Below are 21,963 nucleotides of genomic sequence, written 5' to 3'. Positions count from 1 at the left end.
TACTCATTATAGCGACCCGTATTTTTTGCGTAGGTGCTGACGCACGGTTTCAGCGATTGTGTTCACCACAAAGGTGAAGATAAAGAGCACAAACGCCGCTAAGAACAAGATACGATAGTGAGAACTTCCCACCTCAGACTCTGGTACTTCTACCGCCAAGTTGGCTGCTAGAGTCCGCATACCTTCGAATATGTTGAAATCCATAATCGGCGTATTACCCGTTGCCATCAGTACAATCATGGTTTCACCCACGGCACGACCCATACCAATCATAACGGCAGAGAAAATACCAGGGCTCGCGGTCGGTAACACCACGCGAGTCATGGTTTGCCAGTAAGTAGCACCCAATGCTAATGAACCTTGAGTTAAGGCTTTTGGCACACTAAAAATGGCATCTTCAGTAATAGAGAAAATAGTCGGGATAACCGCAAAGCCCATGGCAAAACCAACCACCAGCGCGTTACGTTGGTCAAAGGTAATACCAAGATCATGAGTAATCCAGCCGCGAATGTTGCCACCAAAGAAGTTCAATTCAATGATTGGACTCATCGCCAAACAGAACCAAGCTAAAAATACGATAACTGGAATAAGCAACAATGGCTGCCAGCCATCAGGCACCAACCAGCGAATTTGCTGAGGTAAACGTGACCAAATATAAGCAAATAGTAGAATACCAACCGGCAGAACGACGAAAATACTGAACGTTGCTGCTAGGTTTTCTTCTAAGAAGGGCGCGAAGAACAAACCCGCTAAGAAGCCCAAAATTACCGTTGGTAGGGCTTCCATCAATTCGATCACAGGTTTGATCTTACGACGTAATGCAGGCGCCATGAAGTAAGCTGTATAGATAGCACCACAAATCGCCAAAGGCACCGCCATTAACATCGCATAGAATGCTGCTTTCAAGGTACCAAATGCTAATGGCATCAAGCTGTATTTAGGTTCGAAGTCATTGTTCGCCGCAGAAGACTGCCAAGTGTAAGTCGGCTCTTGGTAACCTTCGTACCACACCTTGCCCCACAAAGAGGACCAAGATACTTCTGGGTGTTCGTTGTCTACGTGGAAGAAATGCACACCTTTGCTGTCTTCTAACAACAAACCGTTTGCTCGTGGTGCAAAGCTGATTAGGCGAGCGGTTTTATCACTCAGTTTTTCATTCAAAACTTGGCGAGTAGATGTTGCATTATAGATAGCAACCAAGCCACGCTCATCCAAGGTAGCAAAACCTTTACGACGTTGCTCCATTGCCAAATCGACTAAGGCAACAGGTTGTTTAACATCGCGAATAAAAGTGAGTTTTTCTTCGTTGGTATCATCGTTACGAACGTTAAACCACTGGCTCACTCGACCAGAAGAGTCCGCTACCATGATAGAAGACTTACCCAATAGGTAGGTCATCGAAATAAGTTTGGTACTAGCGTCTTTGAACAGTGACATTTCATTTTTAAGCTCGATATTATCGAAATCTCGCAGATCAAACTCACTCATGGCACCAGAACGCGTCGCCACATATAAATAACGCTGATCACCACTCAGTAGCATGCTGGCTACATCAGGAACGAAAGGTAATGGCTCGCTCTGCTCGCTCAATTCCACTTCATCAGTGATAAAGTTAACGTCTTTCGTTACTTTAGTGATGGCGCTGCTTGAATCACCAATCGCCGCCATAGTTAAGCTGTCACTGCCATCACGAAGCGCTAGCTTCTTGATAGCGAAATCAGCTACATCAACAGGCTTTTTACCATAAGGGTATTCAACTACTGGAGAGATTTTACGTTTGCCATCTGGGTAAGAGGTTTTGTAATCGTGTTTTACAATTAGCGCTTTGCCATCTTCATAACCAAACGCCATTAAATGGCTAGTATCTGATTCAACAGCAAAGGCGGTGACTTTTTCAGTACGAAGATTTTTTACAGTGTCGATCACGCTGCCATCAGCAACAGAGAAGAAGACGATACTACCATTACTCGCCACTCGCATACCGACTTCAGCTTGTTCTTCGGTCGTTAAGTAGAGACTTTCACCTTGATCCTGTGCAGGCAAGGCATAGCTCGCCTCTGGATCAATACTGGCGCTTGAGAACAATGGCGCCACTTCATAAAGTAAGTAGAAGCAAATCAGCAGCACAGCCAAAATAACACTGCTGCCACCCACGGCAATACCCATTCCAGCCATACGGTCTTTCAGGGCGCGAATTTTACGATGACGCTTTAAAGCTGGCGTATTGAAATCCAGTTCAGGCATCTGATGGTCAGTTGGTTTAGTCATCCGCATTCATCTTTGTTGTGTGACGTTTTTTTGTGTGACAGTAGTGTGACAGCCTACTGCACAGAGAAAAATAGGAGAGCGTTTCGGCCCTCCTACTTTAAGCATCTAATCCGTAGCTCGCTACAGCGTTGCTTAGTTAATACCTAGATCTGTCAGGTATTTGTTAGCAACTTTCGCTGGAAGAGGTACATAACCGTCTTTTACAACAACCTCTTGGCCCATTTTAGAAAGAACCATTTTTACGAACTCACGTTGTAGTGGTTCAAGCGGCTTATTAGGCGCTTTGTTAACATAAACGTAAAGGAAACGAGACAGTGGGTATTTACCCGTTGCTGCGTTTTCAACGGTAGCATCAACAAACTCGCCGCCTTCTTTCTTAGTCAAAGGTACAGCACGTACTGAAGACGTTTTATAACCGATACCAGAGTAACCAATACCGTTAAGAGAAGTAGAAACAGACTGAACAACAGAAGCAGAACCTGGTTGTTCGTTCACACTGTTTTTATAGTCGCCTTTGAAAAGTGCGTGCTCTTTGAAGTAACCGTAAGTACCAGACACTGAGTTACGACCAAATAATTGAATGTCGCGTTTTGCCCAAGCACCATCTAGACCAGCTTTCCCCCAAGTAGTGATGTCTTCGCTGTGGCCACCCTTACGAGTAGAAGAGAAGATTGCATCCACTTCTGGAAGAGACAAACCTTTGATTGGGTTATCTTTATGTACGAAAACTGCTAGAGCATCGATAGCCACTGGGATTGCTGTTGGCTTGTAGCCGTATTTTTTCTCAAACGCTGCGATTTCTTTGTCTTTCATTGTACGAGACATAGGACCGAAGTTTGAAGTACCTTCAGTCAAAGCTGGTGGCGCAGTAGAAGAGCCAGCCGCTTGAATTTGAATGTTTACATTTGGGTATAGACGCTTAAAGTCTTCTGCCCACATTGTCATCAAGTTTGCTAAGGTGTCAGAGCCAACACTTGAAATATTGCCAGAAACGCCACTTGCTTTGCTGTAAGACATCAAATTTGAATCAACATCTGCAAAAGCGTTAACAGAAACGCTTACTGCCGCTGTCATCGCTAAACCTGCAACTAGTTTTTTCATCACATAAACCTCAGTGGTTGTAGTCAAATATTTATGAGCAACTGCCCATAGCTCGTTCGATGCTTTGTACTATAGGAAAGATATGTGACAGAAATGTTAAACAATGAAATATTTCAAAAATAAATTATGAGTCTTTACAAAACCAATAGGAAATCGTCACGAGCAAACAGCAAGTTTCTTTGTCCATACGATTTTAATCGCTGTAACATATTCCAACACTACGCCATTGAAAGGGCCCACTAAGTTGCTCAAACGTCAAAATAAACGCTTATCTAATCGTTACTTATTATTGTCCCTAGTAGTAGCGCTCGTGCCATTATTGGTTTTTTCCGGACTCTATGACACTTATCTGAATCAGCTAGTTATAAAAATATCGAGTGAACAATTAAGTACTCGCGTTGCGACTGTTCAGAATGAATTTCAGGCTAATCTTCGTGAGCGACTTTATCAGCTTGATGTCCTAGCCGATGAATTAGACAACCCAAAAATTTATACGCTTGATGGAGCTCAGTCGTTGTCGTCTGAATTGCAAACCTTGCTAAGAATTCAAACAGACTTACAAAATGTCTATGGCATTGCATTTTTTGATGAGCACAAACAATACTTGTGGAGCTTTCCTGAATACGCCTACTCGCAAAATCGCTACGATCAATCCTTGATCTATCCTGTTACACAATTTGAAGACGCTGGCATTTATGGTCCAGAAACCTATTCATTTGATCGGCCCTCTTCCGTCTTATTATTAAAACAAATCAACACCAGCAGTTTTGCCATCGAAAATGCGCCATACATCGGCATTATTCTGCGCTTTAATTCGCTCGCTTCTATACCCAAGATACTCGGTGTCGATGGTATTTATACACCATTATTAGATGTTCCTGGTGACCGTTTATTTGATATCGTCGGTCAGCCTGTAGACAAAGATACAAGCATTAACACCAGTTATGATTTGCTGCCCAACTGGTCACTAAAGCTGCGTCAAAACAAAGATCTTTCTAGCCCACCAAGTGCAGAAATGCGTTACTGGCTGATTCTCTTGGTACTATTTACCGCCGCAGGCCTATTACTGCTGCATTGGTATATTTCAAAACGCTTAAATAGACAACTAGATAAACTCATTGATCGCGTCGAAAGTATTGCTGCTGGCGATTTAGACTCACCAGTGCCATTGCAACCAGGAACAGAATTAAAACGGTTAACCTTAGCCATTGATCGCATGCGCTTACAGCTACACCACGTAATTCAAGCATCAGTAGAAATGGAGAGGCAAGCCTCATTAGGACAACTGGCGGCGGGATTAGCTCATGACATTCGAAATCCGCTGACCATTATCCGTATGACGATACAAACTTTAATTAAGCGAGAATCCAACCCGCAACATAATGAAATGCTGGTAATGGTTGAAGAAGAAATAGAGCGCGTTAATCGAGTCATTGAAAACTTGCTAAACTTCGCTCGACCGACACAACCAAAATTAGAGAAAATAAGCTTGCTAGAACTGCTAGAAGGTATTCGAGCACTGGTAAACGCGTCAGCCAGAAAACAAAATGTTGGGATTGCGCTAGACTGTGACCCTTTACTTGAGATAACTGCCGATTTGTCTCATATTCGACAGATTTTAATGAACTTAATACTCAATGCGATTCAGGCAATGCCAACAGAAGGTGGGCAAATCACCTTGCTTGGCTCAAAGAAAGATGGGCAAATTATTTTATCCGTAATCGACAATGGTAAAGGCATTCCAGCATCACTCATGCCACGAGTATCGGAACCTTTCTTTACTACTAAGTCTGCGGGCACAGGATTAGGATTAGCAATCTGTCATGTATTAGCCAAGTCCAACCATGCTGAACTTTCCATCGAAAGTCAGGAGAATACAGGCACTAAAGTTCAACTATGTTTTCAAAACGACCGGATAGAAGAAGATAAATATGAGTAGCCTAACTGTTTTGGTAATAGATGATGAACCCAACTTGGTTCGCAGCATCCAGTTCTCCCTTAATGACCAAAACATGGATCTCCACGCGGCGTATTCTGGAACCGAGGGTATAAAAACATTTACAACCTTAGTTCCAGACGTCGTGTTATTGGATTTAGGCCTACCAGATATGTCCGGCTTAGACGTATTAACTCAGTTAAAAAGCCTATCTGCTGACACGCCAGTCATCATGATTTCTGCACATGGTGATACTAGAACCGCAGTAAAAGCAGTAAAAGAAGGCGCGCTCGACTACATCACCAAACCGTTTGATATCGATGAGTTAGAACTTTTAATTCGTCGCTGTGGTGAACAGCAGAGGCTATCAAAAGAACTGCGCTTTTTGCGCTCTAAGCAAATCCATACGCATCGTATTATTGGCAATAGCCATAGCACCCAACAACTCCGTGACATGATAGAACAAGTAGGTAGTAGTGCTGCTAAAACCATTTTGATCTCAGGCCAATCTGGAACAGGGAAAGCCTTAATTGCACGCAGCTTGCACGATGTTCGTTTTGATGATGCCCCTTTTATCGAAATAAATTGTGCAGCCCTACCTGAACAGCTTATCGAGGCAGAGCTATTTGGTGCAGAACGCGGTGCCTATACTGGCGCGGTACAAAAGCGAGATGGTCTTATTTCATTGGCAGATAATGGCACATTATTTTTAGATGAAATTGGCGAAATGCCATTAGCCATTCAAGCAAAATTACTGACGTTTCTAGAGAATCGCGTTTATCGCTCCATTGGTGGAGGAAAAGAACGCAAAGCCAATGTCGTGGTCATTGCTGCCACCAACAAAGACCTTAAAGAGGCCGTTGATGCCGGTACTTTCCGCGCCGATTTGTACTACCGACTCAATGTGGTACCAATTAATGCCCCAGCGCTAAGTGAGAGAACGGAAGACATTGCTTTATTAGTAAGTTTCTTCAGTGAGCAATTTGCAAAACAAGAAGGCTGTAACCCACCAATTTGGAGCGATGACGTTATTTTCCAACTTAAAGTCTACTCGTGGCCGGGTAACATTCGGGAACTCAAAAACTTAGTCGAACGCATTACTATTTTGTATCCAGGCCAAGCAGCCATGCCAAAACATTTACCAAGCGAATATCGACAAGGCCCACTGCAGCCTAAAATAGAGGACTCAAATTACTCTTCGTCAGTAGAAAACAAAGAACGAGAGCTAATCCTAAGTGCTTTAAGCAAATGTGGCGGCAGAAAAGGCCTTGCTGCCGAACAACTCGGCATATCTAGGCACGCTTTAAAACGCAGAATACAAAGACTTCATATAGATCTTTAAACTCAGAAAAAATAACAATAAGAATGCCCTTATGAAAAAATTAACTTGGTTACTCACCCTATTAGGATGTTTCACAGCAACAAACAGCCAAGCCGAAATAGTGCTAGGCAATCAAGACAAAGCTGACATAAATGTTGGCTGCCTTTTTCCGCTTACTGGACGTGGCGGTTTATATGGCGAAGACAGTAAAATTGGCATTCAGCTAGCACTGGAACAGTTGGCAAACAAAACTGATCACTATCCTAGTTTAAAAATCATTATTGAGGATTCTAGATCGAAAGCCTCACGAGCCACACGTTTAGTAAAAGAATTGGTAAGAGATCATCAAACACGCTTCATTTGTGGCGTGGTGAATTCATCTATTGCGTGGCAAGTTGCCCAAGTTGCAGAGCAAGAAAACGCCTTTTTTATTGGCACTGATCACGCTTCATCTCGCATGACAGATACAGGCAAGCGCCCTTTATATTTTCGAGTCAGTAATAACACCCAACAAAGTATGCTGGCAGGGGCCAAATACATTCGTGAGCATTTTCCGTCTTCCGCCAGCACACCCATTAAAATTTCCTATATTGGCCCAGACTACGAGTACGGCTACACCATGTGGGATGATTTAGAACATGCTCTTAAACAGCAACAAGTTAACTATGAAGTCATCACTACTTTATGGCCCAAACTTTATGAACCAAACTACTTTACCTTTATTCAGGCACTGCTAGAGAAGCCAACAGATTTGATCGTAAATGCCATGTGGGGTGGCGATCTTGTCACCTTTATTCAACAAGCCAATAGCGCTAAGCTTTTCCAACATGCACGTTTTGCTAATTTCGACACTGGCGCCAACTTTGAAGTCCTTGCAGCATTAGGCGAAGACATGCCCGAAGGACTCATTTTGGCATCTCGTCATCACAATAACTGGCCAGACACAGCATTCAATCAATGGTTTGTATCACGCTTCCATGAGTTAAGCGGACGCTATCCTTCTTATGCTGCCGAAGGTGCGTACTCAGGAATAATGGCCATTGCTGAAGCCGTTCACCTTGCGGGTGTCGATGCAACTAACGAAGAGTTGCAAACTGTACTCGAAAACTTAGTGATTAAACTACCAGAAGATCCCACAGGTTTTTCGTCCTACATGGACGCAAACACTCACCAACTTCAGCAAGTTATTTCCATCGGAACCTCGACTAAAGACACCTCCCTTCCCCCAGCAGCACGTTTGCTGCATAACTGGTCGGTTTACTACCCTGATCGTCGTCAATCGCACTAATCTTTTGAGCGGATACCGATCATAAAATGGCGATCATCATGATCGGTAACCGCTCAAAACATTCATATAGACATACCTAAAAAAAACACTTTTTTATATTAATCAAATAGATAGATGTTATTAAAAAACTGGCATCCTGCTTGCTCTTATCTAAAAAGCAACATTGTTCTTAGTAAAAAAATAATAAGAGCGCGCATTAATACAAATGCCATCCTATCTCATAAGACCTCCCAGCGACTTGAGTGGCTTCTTATTTATTATTTCTTTTGAGCAATGACGTGTTCGTCATCTGTTTATGGGTCCTTTGTGATCCTAGCAACGACAAAAACAGAGCGTCTTAAAATAACCAATATAAAGGTGATACTCATGTTAAAAGACATGTCACTTCTAAAAACTCACTGCTTAGTCAATGGCGAGTGGGTCGAAGCCAAAGCAAAAACCACACACCCTGTCACGAATCCTGCGACTGGTGAAGTCATCGCAGAAATTCCTCACCTTTCACCTGAGGAAATCCCGGCCGTTATAGAAGCGTCTCGTATTGCACAAAAAAAATGGGCAGCACTCACCGCCAAAGAACGTTCAGTGATTTTAAGACGCTGGTTTGAGCTGATGATCGAGAATACCGACGACCTAGCCCTATTGATGACTACAGAACAAGGCAAACCGTTAGCCGAAGCAAAAGGCGAAATTGGCTACGCTGCATCTTTCATTGAATGGTTTGCTGAAGAAGCAAAACGCATTTATGGCGACACGATTCCAGCACCTCGCGCAGACCAAAGACTGACCGTTATCCGTCAACCGATCGGTGTTACGGCAGCGATTACGCCATGGAATTTTCCAGCCGCAATGATTACACGCAAAGCCGCGCCAGCACTGGCAGCAGGATGCTCAATGATCGTTCGTCCTGCGGACTTAACGCCGCTTACTGCGTTAGCCATTGGCGAATTAGCACAACGTGCCGGTATTCCTGCTGGCGTTTTTCAAGTCATCACAGGGTCTGCTAGCAAGCTAGGCAAGGTTCTTACCGACAGCCAAGTCGTTAGCAAGCTGTCTTTCACAGGATCAACGGAAGTTGGTCGTTTATTAATGGCGCAATGCGCACAAACCATCAAAAAAGTCTCTTTGGAACTTGGCGGCAACGCGCCTTTTATCGTCTTTGATGATGCAGATCTTGATAAAGCGGTCGAAGGCGCTATGGCTTCTAAATACCGTAACGCGGGACAAACCTGTGTTTGCGCAAACCGTATTTTGGTTCAGCGCGGTGTTTACGAAGAATTTACTGCGAAACTGACCGAAAAAGTCAAAGCTTTAAAAGTAGGTAGCGGTGTTGAAACTGGTACCGACATTGGCCCAATGATCGAAGAGAAAGCCATCTCTAAAGTAGAAGATCATATCCAAGACGCCGTCAGCAAAGGCGCCAAACTGGTCTTTGGTGGCGAACGTTTGGGTGGACTTTTCTTACAGCCAGCGATTTTGACTGGTGTCACTGCTGACATGAAAGTAGCACAAGAAGAAACCTTTGGTCCGATGGCGCCATTGTTTGCGTTTGATACCGAAGAGGAAGCCATCGCCATGGCAAACGATACGATTTTTGGACTCGCCGCGTATTTCTATACTCGCGATCACGGCCGCATGATCCGCGTATCAGAAGCGCTTGAATACGGAATGGTCGGTCACAACACTGGATTGATTTCAAACGAAGTCGCGCCTTTCGGTGGCGTCAAACAGTCTGGTCTTGGACGCGAAGGCTCTAAGTATGGCATCGAAGAATATCTCGAAATGAAATACGTATGCAGCGCCCTATAAGCCAACAACAGTAGCCAACAACAATAAATTGGAGATCATTATGACTGACGGCATCAAACCTTTTTCTTTTAATACGCCCGGCTCTATGCACCTTGAATGGGGCGGCGCAAAGCGTCTTGGTGAACTGCTTAGTGAGTGGTTCAAAGAACGTAACTTATTAATAGTCACAGACAAATTTTTGAATGAAAGCGGTCTATTGGAACAAACCAAAGACTCGCTAAAAAAACACGGTTTCACGGTAACTGTATTTGACGATGTTGTCGCTGATCCACCAGAACACGTGCTAATGGAATGTGTCGAGCAAGGCAAAAAAAGCCATGCGGATATCGTTCTAGGATTGGGTGGTGGGTCTTCTATGGACATAGCCAAATTAGTTGCTGTCATGCTTACATCTGAACAACCACTATCTGAGCTATACGGCATTGGTAAAATCACTGGCACCAGAACGCCATTGGTACAAGTTCCTACCACGGCAGGCACAGGTTCGGAAGTGACCAACATCACAATTCTTACCACTGGCGAAACCACCAAAATGGGCGTGGTATCGCAGCAGTTGTACGCAGATCGCGTCTTGTTGGATGCAGAGTTAACTGTTGGTCTTCCAGCGTTACCAACTGCAGCAACAGGCATTGATGCCATGGTTCATGCTATTGAAGCCTACACTTCGGTTCATCTTAAGAATCCGTTGTCAGATGCATTGGCAAAAGAAGCCTTGCGTCTCTTGAGCCAAAACCTAGTTACTGCGTGCCAAGATGGACAAAACCGCGCGGCCCGTGAAGCTATGTTGTTAGGTGCAAATTTAGCGGGCCAAGCCTTCTCTAATAGCCCAGTGGCAGCGGTACACGCCCTTGCTTATCCGTTAGGTGGTCATTATCACCTACCTCATGGCTTAACGAACGCTCTCATGCTTGGTCCAGTCTTACGCTACAACATGGCAGTTGCTGCGCCATTGTATGCGGAACTTGCCGATGTCGTTCTGGGTTATTCAGATGAAGATATGGAAATACGCTCAGCGAAATTCGTCGATTTCATGCAAAAACTGATGAACGAATCTGGCGCACCGCAGCGCCTACAAGATGTTGGTGTCACCGAAGAAAGCCTACCAACACTTGCCAAAGACGCCATGCTACAAACTCGCCTGTTAGGCAACAACCCTGTTCCAGTAACTGAAGAAGATGCATTGGCTTTGTATCAAGCTGCTTTCTGATTCTAAGCAACCTTGCCCCATGAAGGTGGGGCTAATAACTAAAAAAATAAAAGGAAATAACCATGAGAGAAGAACGCATTGATGGCCAAGAAACACCCTATTGGAAAATGGGGCCTTTTAAAGTCAGGCTACCTTTTGTCCATTATCGTTTCGAATGGCCGGATTACTTTCAGGGCCTACTAATGTGTGCGGTCGACTTAGCCGCCATTCCGTTAATGACAGAACTACTAGGGATGCCATTTGAAGTCGCATTGGCAGTAGTCATGCTTAATGGCTTGTTCTATTTGTTACACCATTTGTTAGGCGACCCTGTCGTACCTGGTTGGATCACGCCAGCGATTCCACTACTTATGGCATATTGCTCAACCTTCCCTGAAGGGCCTGAACGAATACATGCTCTCGTATCATTCCAGTTACTCTTAGGGGTATTTGCGATTTTCATTGGTGCCTCGGGATTAGCTCAGAGGGTCGTTTCTCTCATACCACAGGCAATAAAATCTGGCATTATCATAGGTGCCGGTATTGCTGCTGTCATGGCGGTATTTAAAGTAGACGGACGTTTTGATACTTATCCTGTGACCATTACGCTTGCGGTTGGCGTGGCGTTCTATGTGATATTTTCGCGTCATTTTGCAGAACTAAAGCAAAACAATGCCTTGTTTAATCTTATTGGTAAGCTGGGCATCTTCCCTATCATAGTTTTAGCAATTCTCATTGCACCAACGGTTGGTGAAACCTCTTGGCCAACAATTCAGTGGGGATTCTCATCTCCAGACTTTGTTACTCTTTGGAAAGAGTACACAGTATTCGGTCTCGGTATGCCGCCAATTATGATGTTTATTACCGCAATCCCAACCGTCCTTGCAGCCTACATTGTGTTGTTTGGCGACGTATTACAAAGTAAAGCGATTTTAGATGAAGCCGATCTAATTCGTACCGACGAAAAAATTGATTATAGTCCAGACCGTGCACACTTGATTTTTGGCGCAAGAAACTCAGCAATGTCGATTCTTGGCCCAGATGTAACAATGTGTGGACCATTGTGGGCTGCTATGCACGTAGTAATAACAGAGCGTTTCAGCCAAGGTAAAAAAGCCATGAACTCCATCTTTGGGGGCGCGGGCTCTTTCCGCTGGGGAACCAATACTGGTTTGCTATTCATGCCTATCGTCACACTGGTTCAACCTATTCTGGGTGTAGCTTTAGCACTTACTTTGCTGATTCAAGGCTATGTATCAGTGAAAATAGGTATCATGGAAGCTAGATCTCAACGTGACCTTGGTATCGCAGGTATCGTTGCAGCTGTTCTGGCGACTCGTGGTGCAACATGGGCATTCGCTGTTGGCGTAGTATTATGCCTTCTAGTCTACGGTCGTGATTTCTTCAAGGGTGAAAAAGACACCACTTTTGTAAAAGATCAAACAAAATAAAGATCCAATCAACAGACACGGCTCAGTCGTGTCTGTTTTCGAAAAACCAGAACCGTTTCCTCCTCGTTATTGACTAACTCAACAACAAAAGTACTTACTTAAAAAAACAGGCACTCTCTCGTTCTCAATATTTTATTATCAATAAACCACCTAATTTCCGTTATATGCCTTCTAACTTGCCTTTCACGCCGTCTGGAATATTCCCAAGCGTAGCGTTATCCAATAGACTAACCGTCCGGATTTTCTGGGCTTTAAGGCCTTACTAAACTTCCGATAATAATGATTAAAACTGTGGGTATTTTAATGTTAAACAAACTGGTCAGTTCAGCTGAGGCGATTTCCCATTACATGGGAAGATGCGTTGCTTGGCTTACGTTAGCGATGATGCTGCTTACCTGCCTCATCGTGCTGTTGCGTTATGGCTTTGATATTGGTGCGATAGCGCTGCAAGAGTCCGTGCTTTATATGCATGCCATGGTCTTTATGTTGGGTGCGGCGTACACCTTTAAAGACGATGAACATGTTCGCGTTGATGTTTTTTATCGTGACTTTTCTGTCACTAAAAAAGCATGGGTAAATATCATTGGCGGTCTTTTCTTTCTTTTGCCATTCACGCTTTACACCGCATATTTGAGCTTTGATTACGTGAGTGCTTCTTGGCGAGTATTAGAAACCTCCCCTGAACCTGGCGGTTTGCCTTTCGTGTATCTGCTAAAAACACTTATTCCCATCATGATGATTAGCCTGATCATTCAAGGTACGGCTGATATTTTGAAGAATATTGGCGTTGTGACTGCGGCTCGCTCTCTCATTAATAGACAGGCTAAAGGACAAAACTAATGGCTGAATTTATTCCTTTATGGCTGTTTGCCGGCGTTTGTGTCTGCTTGCTTTTTGGTTACCCTGTGGCGTTTTCTTTGGGCGGCACCGCGTTGATTTTTGCCGCGGTTGGTTCTATGTTCGGCACCTTTGATAGTGTTTTCTTAGAAGCCTTGCCAAACCGTTTATTTGGTATCGTCGGCAATGAAACCTTGATCGCAGTACCACTGTTTGTCTTGATGGGCGTTTTGCTCGAAAAATCCAAACTAGCTGAAAAACTACTCGACTCCATGGCCATGCTGTTTGGCACCTTACGTGGTGGTTTAGGCATTTCAGTTATTTTGGTGGGTATGTTACTGGCGGCAAGTACCGGTATTGTTGGTGCAACCGTGGTCACCATGGGCATGATCTCGTTACCAACCATGTTGCGTCGTGGCTACGATCCTGCGTTAGCCGCTGGTACTATTTGTGCGACAGGTACTTTGGGACAAATCATACCACCCTCCATCGCTTTGGTTCTATTGGGCGATGTAATGTCCAATGCTTATCAAAAAGCACAATTGGAAATGGGGATCTTCTCGCCTAAAACCATCTCTGTGGGAGATTTGTTTGTTGGTGCGCTGATCCCTGGCTTAATCTTGGTTGGGCTTTATATCCTTTACGTCATCATGGTAGCTTGGTTGCAGCCGCACAAAGCACCTGCTGTGCCTCGTGAAGAATTACGTAATGGCTCAAACGAATCCTTAGCCGTTCAGCTATTTAAAGGATTGGTGCCGCCTTTAGTACTTATCTTCGCCGTATTGGGTTCTATTCTTAGCGGGATTGCGACACCAACCGAAGCTGCTGGCGTTGGTGCACTAGGCGCTGCGCTATTGGCGTTAGGCAGCGGTAAACTGAACTTGCCCACCTTAAAAGACGCGGTATATTCGACTGCAAAAGTCACCTGCATGGTGTTTATGATCTTAATCGGCGCCTCTTTATTTTCGTTGGTGTTCCGTGGCTTTGGTGGCGAAGAGTTGATTCAAGACTTCTTCTCGCAACTACCTGGCGGTGTTGTTGGTGCGATGATCGTCGTTATGTTGCTGATGTTCTTCCTTGGCTTCATCTTAGACTTCATTGAAATCACCTTTGTGGTCGTGCCAATTGTTGCACCCGTATTGTTAGCAATGGGCTTAGATCCTGTGTGGTTAGGGATTATGATGGCAATCAATTTACAAACATCTTTCCTAACACCACCATTCGGATTTGCGCTGTTTTACCTGCGTGGCGTAGCGCCACCGGAACTGAAAACTCAGTCTATTTATAAAGGCGTAATACCTTTTATTCTTATTCAGGTTTCTGTGTTGATCATGTTATCTATTTGGCCAGATCTAGCAACTTGGCTACCTGAACAAGTCTATGCCGACTAAGGATCTCAATATGAAAGCAATGCAAATAAAAGACTACGGCCCAGCCAGCGATTTATCGCTGGTTGAGGCTCAAAAGCCAAGCATCAATGAGGACCAAATTTTGGTTCAAGTTGGTGCTGCTGGCGTGAATCCTGTGGACACTTACATTCGCTCAGGCACCAATAATTATTCAGCTAATTTTCCACACACTCCTGGCTCTGATGGCGCAGGGACTATTGCTGAACTAGGCGCTAAAGTTGTTGGCTTCGAGATTGGCCAACGTGTTTATTTTAGTCGTAACCTAACCGGTTCCTCTGCTGAATTTGCCGCTTGCGCAGCGACTCACACCTATCCACTAGCGGATGCTTTGTCTTTCGAAGAAGGCGCTTGTGTTGGTATTCCTTACACCACAGCTCACCGTGCCTTGTTTGGCCGCGCTAATGGCGAGGCGGGCGACAAGGTATTAGTACATGGCGCAACGGGCGCTGTCGGCATTGCTACAGTGCAATTAGCCTTAGCAGCGGGAATGGAAGTGGTTGCCAGTTCAGGAACAGCCGCTGGCGCAGATTTATTACGCCAGCAAGGCGTGACTAACATCATTATGCACAATGAAGCAGATCATCTTGCGCCTTATCAGTCGTTAGAGACGGGGTTTGATATCATTATCGAGATGCTTGCCAATCACAACTTAGATCAAGACTTAAAAGCCTTGGCCTTTAGTGGTTGTGTTAGTGTCGTGGGGAACCGCGGCACGATAGAAATTAATCCTCGTGACTTAATGGCTCGAGATGCTTCTGTCGTCGGTGTAGCATTGGCTAATGTGAAGCCTGCCGAACTTGCCTTGATTGCAAAATCCTTACGCCCGCTGTTTGAAAAAGGCGTACTCAAGCCTGTTATTCGTCATAGCTACCCGCTTACCGAATTAGCGCAAGCACACGAAGATGTCTTAAAATCTGGTGCGCTAGGTAACCTTGTTATTCGTATAAACTAGAATAAATCAATACAACTCAAACATGGCGCTTCATAAGCTTTTTATAAGTTCTAAAAAAAGGAAAGCGTCGTGTTTTTTTTCACCTTCAATCTGCCTATATATGCACTCCAAGCCTCCATTTATGCAGTAAAATACGACATCTTCAAAAAAATACGCTACTAAAGCCACCTTAAGGTAGCTATACTTTCTCACTTATGTTTATGCAAAAGGCACATTTTGACTCAGTCTGATTCCGATGTTTTCAGTCTGCCTAACGAAGCGGACGCCCACGATCATGACTACCATCAACTGGTGGTTGTGCTAGATGGCAATACCGATTTCGATATAGAAGGCAAAGGCAAGCAGTTGCACACTGGCGAAGGTTGTATTCTTCCGTCAGAGAACAGCCATGCGTTTGCGGGTCTGGGGGAAAATCGCATCATGGTGGTCAATCTGCCTATCCCGCCGCAAAAAGGTATTACCGACGAAGAATACGAAGTCGTATCGCGTTTGTTTGACCAAGCAGCGTATTTTCAGCTTAATCCGCGTTTACAGATATTGGCCTCGGCTCTATCTGGTGAATTACAGCAATATCCGAATGATATGATTCTGGCTCGTGCTTGCGGCAATACTTTGTTGAGCGCCATTCGCCATCAAATCAACAATAAAGATGTTCGTTCTCGTGGCAACCATCTTGATATCGATAAACTAGATCAGTTTATCGAGCTGAATTTATCTCGTCGTGTTCATATCGATCAGTTGGCAAACTTCTGCTTTTTGAGTGTCAGCCAATTTCACGAGCGCTTCAAAGACCGCACCGGCATGACACCGCATCAATATCTAATGCGTAAACGCTTAGAGCGTGCCCAAAGCTTACTCGCTGAAGGCTTCCCGCCCATTCAAGTGGCCGAAATGTGTGGTTTCTCTAGCCAAAGTGCCATGACCAATGTGTTTTCTCAAACCCTTGGAATTACGCCATTAAAATACCAAAAGCAATTTGGTAATCGCTAATTCTCTTTCTTCCTAAAAACACCATAAAACGCCCTATTTATAAGCATTTCGATCATTTCCCCAGATCTTCTGCACTAGAATGAATCTATGTCCCATTTATTCTTATCCAGTCGGACTTTCTTATAAAAAAAAACGATTTTTTCGAAAGACAATTTATCCCTTCTGTCACTAAAGTGTCAGCATTATCCAGACATGCATTTTTTTGATTATGCAGAGTGAAAAGTAGTCAAAAAAGTGCTTAATGCTCTATAACAATATGCGGCCTTAATAAAAAACCATTCAGTTTTTTATGTTAACGCGGGAGAATCCAACCATGTTTAAAGCGATTGAGGTGTTACAGCCTAACTTCATTCAGCGTCCACTCAATGAATTGTGGCAGCTGATTTCCCCTCTTTATAATATGGATGAAGAGAAGTGGTTAAATGAGTTATTACCTTTGGCAAGACCCGCTGAAGGTGAGCTAGAAACCCAAACCAATGCCGCTGCAAACTTGATTGCCGAAGTCCGCAAAGACGACGATAGCATGTCAATGATCGACGCTTTGCTACTGGAATATAGCTTAGACACCAAAGAAGGCATTTTGCTGATGTGTTTGGCAGAAGCGCTAATGCGCGTGCCAGATAAAGAAACGGCAGATGCTTTCATCAAGGACCGTTTGAGCGTTGCCGATTGGGCATCTCACGCTAAAAACTCAGACTCTTTCTTCGTTAACGCTTCTACTTGGGGCTTATTGTTGACGGGTAAAATCGTCACTATGGACGAGAAAAAAGACGGTACGCCAGCTAACTTGGTAAACCGCATGGTAAACCGTGTTTCTGAGCCGGTGATTCGTAAAGCGATGAACCAAGCGATGAAAATTATGGGACACCAGTTTGTTCTAGGCCGCAGCATTGAAGAAGCTTTGTCTCGTGGTAAAGGCTACCGTGACAAAGGTTACACTTACTCTTTTGACATGTTGGGTGAAGCGGCATTGACTGCTGCCGATGCTGACAAATACCTAAAATCTTACATGCAAGCGGTTGAATCTGTAGGCAAAGACACCTACAGCAAGGGTCACCGCCCAACAATCTCTATCAAACTGTCAGCTCTTCACCCACGTTATGAAGTCGGTTGTGAAGACCGCGTGATGACAGAGCTTTTCGACAGCGTTAAAGGTTTGATCATCAAGGCACGCTCGTTGAACGTCGGTATCACCATCGATGCAGAAGAAGCAGATCGTTTAGAGCTTTCTTTGCATTTGTTTGAAAAACTTTACCGCGACGAATCTACTAAAGGCTGGGGTTTATTTGGCCTTGTGGTTCAGGCTTACTCAAAACGCGCTCTGCCGGTTTTAGTTTGGTTGGCTGCACTATCTAAAGAACAAGGCGATCGCATCCCTGTGCGTCTTGTGAAAGGCGCCTACTGGGATTCTGAAATCAAGATGTGCCAACAACGCGGCATCAGTGGTTACCCAGTTTACACTCGTAAAGAGTCAACAGACGTTTCTTATTTGGCTTGCGCTCACTTCTTATTGAGCGAACACACTCGTGCGAATATCTTCCCGCAGTTTGCGAGCCATAACGCACACACTATCGCGACGATTAGCTGTTTAGCTAAGCAATTAGGCGCGACAACACAAGAATTTGAATTCCAACGTCTACACGGTATGGGCGACGCACTTTACAACCGCTTGATCAAAGACAGCGACATCTGTGTACGTATTTACGCGCCAGTCGGTAGCCATAAAGACTTGCTTCCATACTTGGTTCGTCGTCTGCTAGAAAACGGTGCCAACAGCTCATTCGTTCACCGATTAATCGATGCTAGTTACCCGATTTCTGAGTTGATAGGTCATCCAGTTACTACGCTAGAAAGTCGTAAAACTCTAGCGAACCCGCATATCAGCTTGCCTTCTGGTTTATTTGACGACCGTAAGAACTCATTCGGTCCGAACATCGAGATTGATTCTGAATGGACGCCTTTCAAAGCGAAAATCGATACTTTCATGGGACAAGACACCCAATGGCGTGCCTTCCCTATCGTTGGTGGTGAGAAAGTCGCAACAGGTCAAACACATTCTATTGAAAGCCCTTACGACCACAGCCAAACTGCAGGTCAAATCGACTGGGCAGACACAGCGACCGTTACCAAGGCAATTGACCTTGCCGAAGCCGCTTTCCCTGCATGGTCAGCACGTCCAGCGACTGAACGTGCTGACTGTCTAGATAAAATGGCTGACTTGATGGAAGAAAACTACGCAGAATTGATGGCACTTTGCCACCGTGAAGCAGGTAAAACCATTCAAGACAGCATCGACGAAGTACGTGAAGCCGTTGATTTCTGTCGCTACTATGCTCAACAAGCTCGTAGCCACTTTGCCAATCCAACCAGCTACACAGATTTCTTAGGTCAAGAAAAACAAGCCAAGCTAAACGGCCGCGGTGTGTTCACTTGTATCAGCCCGTGGAACTTCCCATTGGCAATCTTTACAGGCCAAGTGGTTGCCGCTCTTGTAGTTGGTAACACAGTGGTTGCGAAACCGGCTGAGCAAACAAGCCTAATCGCATTCCGCGCCATTGAAATGCTACACCAAGCAGGCGTTCCAACTGACGTACTTCACTTGTTACCAGGTGACGGCGCGACAGTTGGTGCTCCACTTACTAGCGACAAACGTATTGCCGGTCTTGCCTTCACAGGTTCCACTGGTACAGCACAATTGATCAACCGTACCCTTGCGGCTCGTGGCGTTGCGCCAGTGCCAGTGATTGCGGAAACAGGCGGTCAAAACGCTATGTTGGTTGATTCAACTTCTTTGCCTGAGCAAGTAGTTCGCGATGCGGTACGCTCAGCGTTTGCGTCTGCTGGACAACGTTGTTCTGCATTGCGTGTATTGTTCGTACAAGCCGATATTGCAGATCGTGTTATTCCGATGATCAAAGGTGCCATGGCTGAACAAAGCGTTGGCTTGCCTTATCTACACAGCACAGATGTGGGTCCGGTTATCGATAAAAAAGCACAGAAAATGCTGCTAGATCATATCGAATACATGAAAGCGGAAAGCAAATTGATCGCCCAAACGGAGCTACCAGATTTCGCTAAAAACGGTACCTTCGTAGCGCCAACAGCGTTTGAAATTGCCAGTATTGATCAGCTAACGGATGAAAAATTTGGTCCTATCCTTCACGTTGTACGCTACAAAGCACGCGACTTAGATAAGATCATCGATACTATCAATAACTCAGGCTTTGGTTTGACTATGGGTGTTCACAGCCGTAACGAAACCACTTGTGCACGCATTGCTAGTCGCGCTCGTGTTGGTAACCTTTACATTAACCGCGACCAAGTCGGTGCGGTAGTTGGTGTTCAGCCTTTCGGCGGACAAGGTTTATCCGGCACAGGGCCAAAAGCTGGCGGTCCACATTACCTTCAACGCTTCGCTATTGAGCAAGACCTTTAAGGGGAGACATTACTATGACAATCGTACAACCTATCCAAATTCAGGTCGCTCAAAAAGTCTTCGAAGCATGGGACAAGCTTGGCGTAAACGGTCGTGCAGAAAAACTGCAGAAAGCCCTTAACGCCTTCCCTAACGAACAGAGAAAAATGGCTGCTTGGCAAATCAATAATGCTAAGCAATCTATTGCAGAAACACGCGTCATGCCTGGGCCAACTGGCGAACGTAATGAGCTATCAAACCAAGGCCGTGGCGTGTTTCTTTGCATGTCTTTTATCGAAGGCGATAAGGCAAAAGTCGGTTTAGTAGGCCAAATATTTGCTGCGCTTATTGCTGGTAACCCAGTGATTACTGTTGGTCCAATAGGCCAAGAAATCATGGATATGATCTCTCCATTCGTGGCTGAAGGTGTCGTGCAGAACATTGCAGAATCAGCGCAAGATTCTTTGATCGAAGCCAATCACCTAGCTGGTATCGCAACGCTTTGCGACCCTATGCAAGCGCAGCAGCTTAGCCAACGTCTTGCAGCGAAAGGCGGCCTAATCTGCCAATTGGTTGAAGAAACCGATGCGGAAAATTTAAGTGTCATTGCCAAACCGCATTACGTGCTGCGCTTTGTCACTGAACGCACTGTGTCTAACAACACAACCGCAATCGGCGGCAACGCGACACTGCTTGAATTGGGCAGCATGAACGACTAATACTCGCTCTGACAGAATACATATAAAATGAAAAAGTCCTTCTTGATAACAAGAAGGACTTTTTTTTATCTATTACTCTACTAAATTAAGTCTTACTCAAGTTCACGAGCATTAATAAAAGCCCGCTCAGAGATTTCATGCCACGCTCTAACTTTAGTATTGAACTCTTTAAATGAGTTATAGACCTTTTGGCTCATTGGATCTGCCGCAGCGACTTCATCTAGCGTTTCAGTGGAAGCTTTTTTCAATGCTACCAAGACTTCTTTTGGAAATGGTTTCAAAACCACGTGATGCTCATTTACTAAGGTTTCTAACGCGGCGTTGTTACGTGCGGTAAATTCATCCAACATATCAGCATTCACTTGGCGAGTTGCTGCTCGAACAATCAGCTGAAGATCGTTTGGCAAGGCTTCAAACGCTTCTTTATTGTAGATTGCTTCCATGGTTGAACCCGGCTCATGCCAACCTGGGTAGTAGTAGAATTTGGCAGCTTTGTACAAACCAAATGCTAGGTCATTGTATGGACCAACCCATTCTGTCGCATCAATGGTACCGGTTTGAAGTGCGGTGAAGATTTCACTGCCTGGCAAGTTAACAGGCGTACCACCGACCTTTTTCAACACTTCACCACCTAAGCCAGGAAGACGCATTTTTAGGCCTTGGAAGTCCGCAAGGGAGTTGATCTCTTTATTGAACCAACCTCCCATCTGTACCCCAGTATTACCTGCTGCCATCGGAATAAGATTAAAAGGTGCGTAAGTCTCTTCCCACAATTTCAGGCCGCCACCATAGTGGAGCCATGAGTTCATTTCCTGTGCGGTAAAGCCAAACGGTACGGCGGAGAAAAACTGTGCCGCTGGAGCTTTGCCTTTCCAGTAGAAAGCACCACCATGACCTACTTGAGCAGTGCCACGTGATACCGCATCAAACACTTCCAACGCGGGTACTAGTTCGCCTGCAGCGTACACTTTTACCACTAAACGCCCATTCGACATTGCGGTAATATTTTCCGCTAGATGTTCTGCCGCCGTACCTAAACCAGGAAAGTTTTTCGGCCATGTTGTGACCATCTTCCAATGAATGACATCCGCCGCTTTCTCAACCTTTGCCGTTGCTTTCTCTTCTGATCCACCACAAGCCACCAAGCTTGCCGCCGTCAAACCGACCAATGCCAGTTTTCCCCACATTTTTATTGTTCTCATTGTTTATCCCTAAAAGACTGAATGACTTTATTTTTATAAAAGCTTTGCTTGATGCTACAAACCAAGCAAAGGCGAGTCGACA

The 21,963-nt window shown here is 44.8% G+C and carries 15 protein-coding genes; 12 read left to right on the top strand and 3 right to left on the bottom strand.

What is annotated here, in order from left to right; translation table 11 throughout:
* Positions 1–6: 6 nt before the first annotated feature.
* Positions 7–2,268, bottom strand: coding sequence for an ABC transporter permease subunit (locus BUA59_RS08930; protein WP_072839367.1), 2,262 nt, complete (start codon positions 2,266–2,268; stop codon positions 7–9).
* A 132-nt stretch (positions 2,269–2,400) separates the two neighbouring features.
* On the bottom strand, positions 2,401–3,369 hold the full coding sequence (locus tag BUA59_RS08925) for a PstS family phosphate ABC transporter substrate-binding protein (RefSeq protein ID WP_072839366.1): 969 nt from the start codon (positions 3,367–3,369) through the stop codon (positions 2,401–2,403).
* A 244-nt stretch (positions 3,370–3,613) separates the two neighbouring features.
* On the opposite strand from BUA59_RS08925, the gene BUA59_RS08920 reads away from it, so the two are divergent.
* The 12 genes from BUA59_RS08920 to BUA59_RS08865 all read left to right on the top strand — a co-directional run bounded on the left by BUA59_RS08920 (position 3,614) and on the right by BUA59_RS08865 (position 20,679).
* Complete coding sequence (locus BUA59_RS08920) at positions 3,614–5,308, top strand: sensor histidine kinase (protein WP_072839365.1); 1,695 nt, start codon at positions 3,614–3,616, stop codon at positions 5,306–5,308.
* Complete coding sequence (locus BUA59_RS08915; protein WP_072839364.1) at positions 5,301–6,647, top strand: sigma-54-dependent transcriptional regulator; 1,347 nt, start codon at positions 5,301–5,303, stop codon at positions 6,645–6,647. The genes BUA59_RS08920 and BUA59_RS08915 overlap by 8 nt, the downstream gene beginning before the upstream one ends.
* 31 nt (positions 6,648–6,678) lie before the next feature.
* A complete protein-coding gene (locus BUA59_RS08910) occupies positions 6,679–7,914 on the top strand; it encodes an ABC transporter substrate-binding protein (RefSeq protein WP_072839363.1) in 1,236 nt (411 codons plus the stop codon).
* Positions 7,915–8,280: 366 nt separating this feature from the next.
* Positions 8,281–9,720: an NAD-dependent succinate-semialdehyde dehydrogenase gene (locus BUA59_RS08905; RefSeq protein WP_217653729.1), complete on the top strand. Its 1,440-nt coding sequence runs from the start codon at positions 8,281–8,283 to the stop codon at positions 9,718–9,720.
* 52 nt (positions 9,721–9,772) lie between these two features.
* Complete coding sequence (locus BUA59_RS08900) at positions 9,773–10,927, top strand: iron-containing alcohol dehydrogenase (protein WP_425435119.1); 1,155 nt, start codon at positions 9,773–9,775, stop codon at positions 10,925–10,927.
* 62 nt (positions 10,928–10,989) lie between these two features.
* The gene (locus tag BUA59_RS08895; RefSeq protein ID WP_072839361.1) at positions 10,990–12,357 is read left to right on the top strand and encodes a hypothetical protein; all 1,368 of its coding nucleotides are present in this window, start codon (positions 10,990–10,992) and stop codon (positions 12,355–12,357) included.
* A 303-nt stretch (positions 12,358–12,660) separates the two neighbouring features.
* Positions 12,661–13,197: a TRAP transporter small permease subunit gene (locus BUA59_RS08890; RefSeq protein WP_072839482.1), complete on the top strand. Its 537-nt coding sequence runs from the start codon at positions 12,661–12,663 to the stop codon at positions 13,195–13,197.
* Positions 13,197–14,585, top strand: a complete 1,389-nt coding sequence (locus tag BUA59_RS08885; protein ID WP_072839360.1) for a TRAP transporter large permease — start codon at positions 13,197–13,199, stop codon at positions 14,583–14,585. The genes BUA59_RS08890 and BUA59_RS08885 overlap by 1 nt, the downstream gene beginning before the upstream one ends.
* A gap of 10 nt (positions 14,586–14,595) precedes the next feature.
* Positions 14,596–15,555 (top strand): NADPH:quinone reductase, encoded by a 960-nt coding sequence (locus BUA59_RS08880; protein ID WP_072839359.1) that lies wholly within the window; start codon positions 14,596–14,598, stop codon positions 15,553–15,555.
* Positions 15,556–15,771: 216 nt separating this feature from the next.
* A complete protein-coding gene (locus BUA59_RS08875; protein ID WP_072839358.1) occupies positions 15,772–16,545 on the top strand; it encodes a helix-turn-helix domain-containing protein in 774 nt (257 codons plus the stop codon).
* A 313-nt stretch (positions 16,546–16,858) separates the two neighbouring features.
* Entirely contained in the window at positions 16,859–19,981 is a 3,123-nt protein-coding gene (putA, locus tag BUA59_RS08870; RefSeq protein WP_072839357.1) for a bifunctional proline dehydrogenase/L-glutamate gamma-semialdehyde dehydrogenase PutA, read from the top strand.
* A 14-nt stretch (positions 19,982–19,995) separates the two neighbouring features.
* Entirely contained in the window at positions 19,996–20,679 is a 684-nt protein-coding gene (locus BUA59_RS08865) for a 1-pyrroline-5-carboxylate dehydrogenase (RefSeq protein ID WP_072839356.1), read from the top strand.
* A gap of 92 nt (positions 20,680–20,771) precedes the next feature.
* On the opposite strand, the gene BUA59_RS08860 is transcribed toward BUA59_RS08865, so the two are convergent.
* Positions 20,772–21,881 (bottom strand): TRAP transporter substrate-binding protein, encoded by a 1,110-nt coding sequence (locus BUA59_RS08860; protein WP_072839355.1) that lies wholly within the window; start codon positions 21,879–21,881, stop codon positions 20,772–20,774.
* Positions 21,882–21,963 lie beyond the last annotated feature (82 nt).

It is taken from the genome of Marinomonas polaris DSM 16579, from assembly GCF_900129155.1.
GTDB lineage: Bacteria > Pseudomonadota > Gammaproteobacteria > Pseudomonadales > Marinomonadaceae > Marinomonas > Marinomonas polaris.
This window is presented reverse-complemented; position numbering and strand designations above follow the sequence as displayed.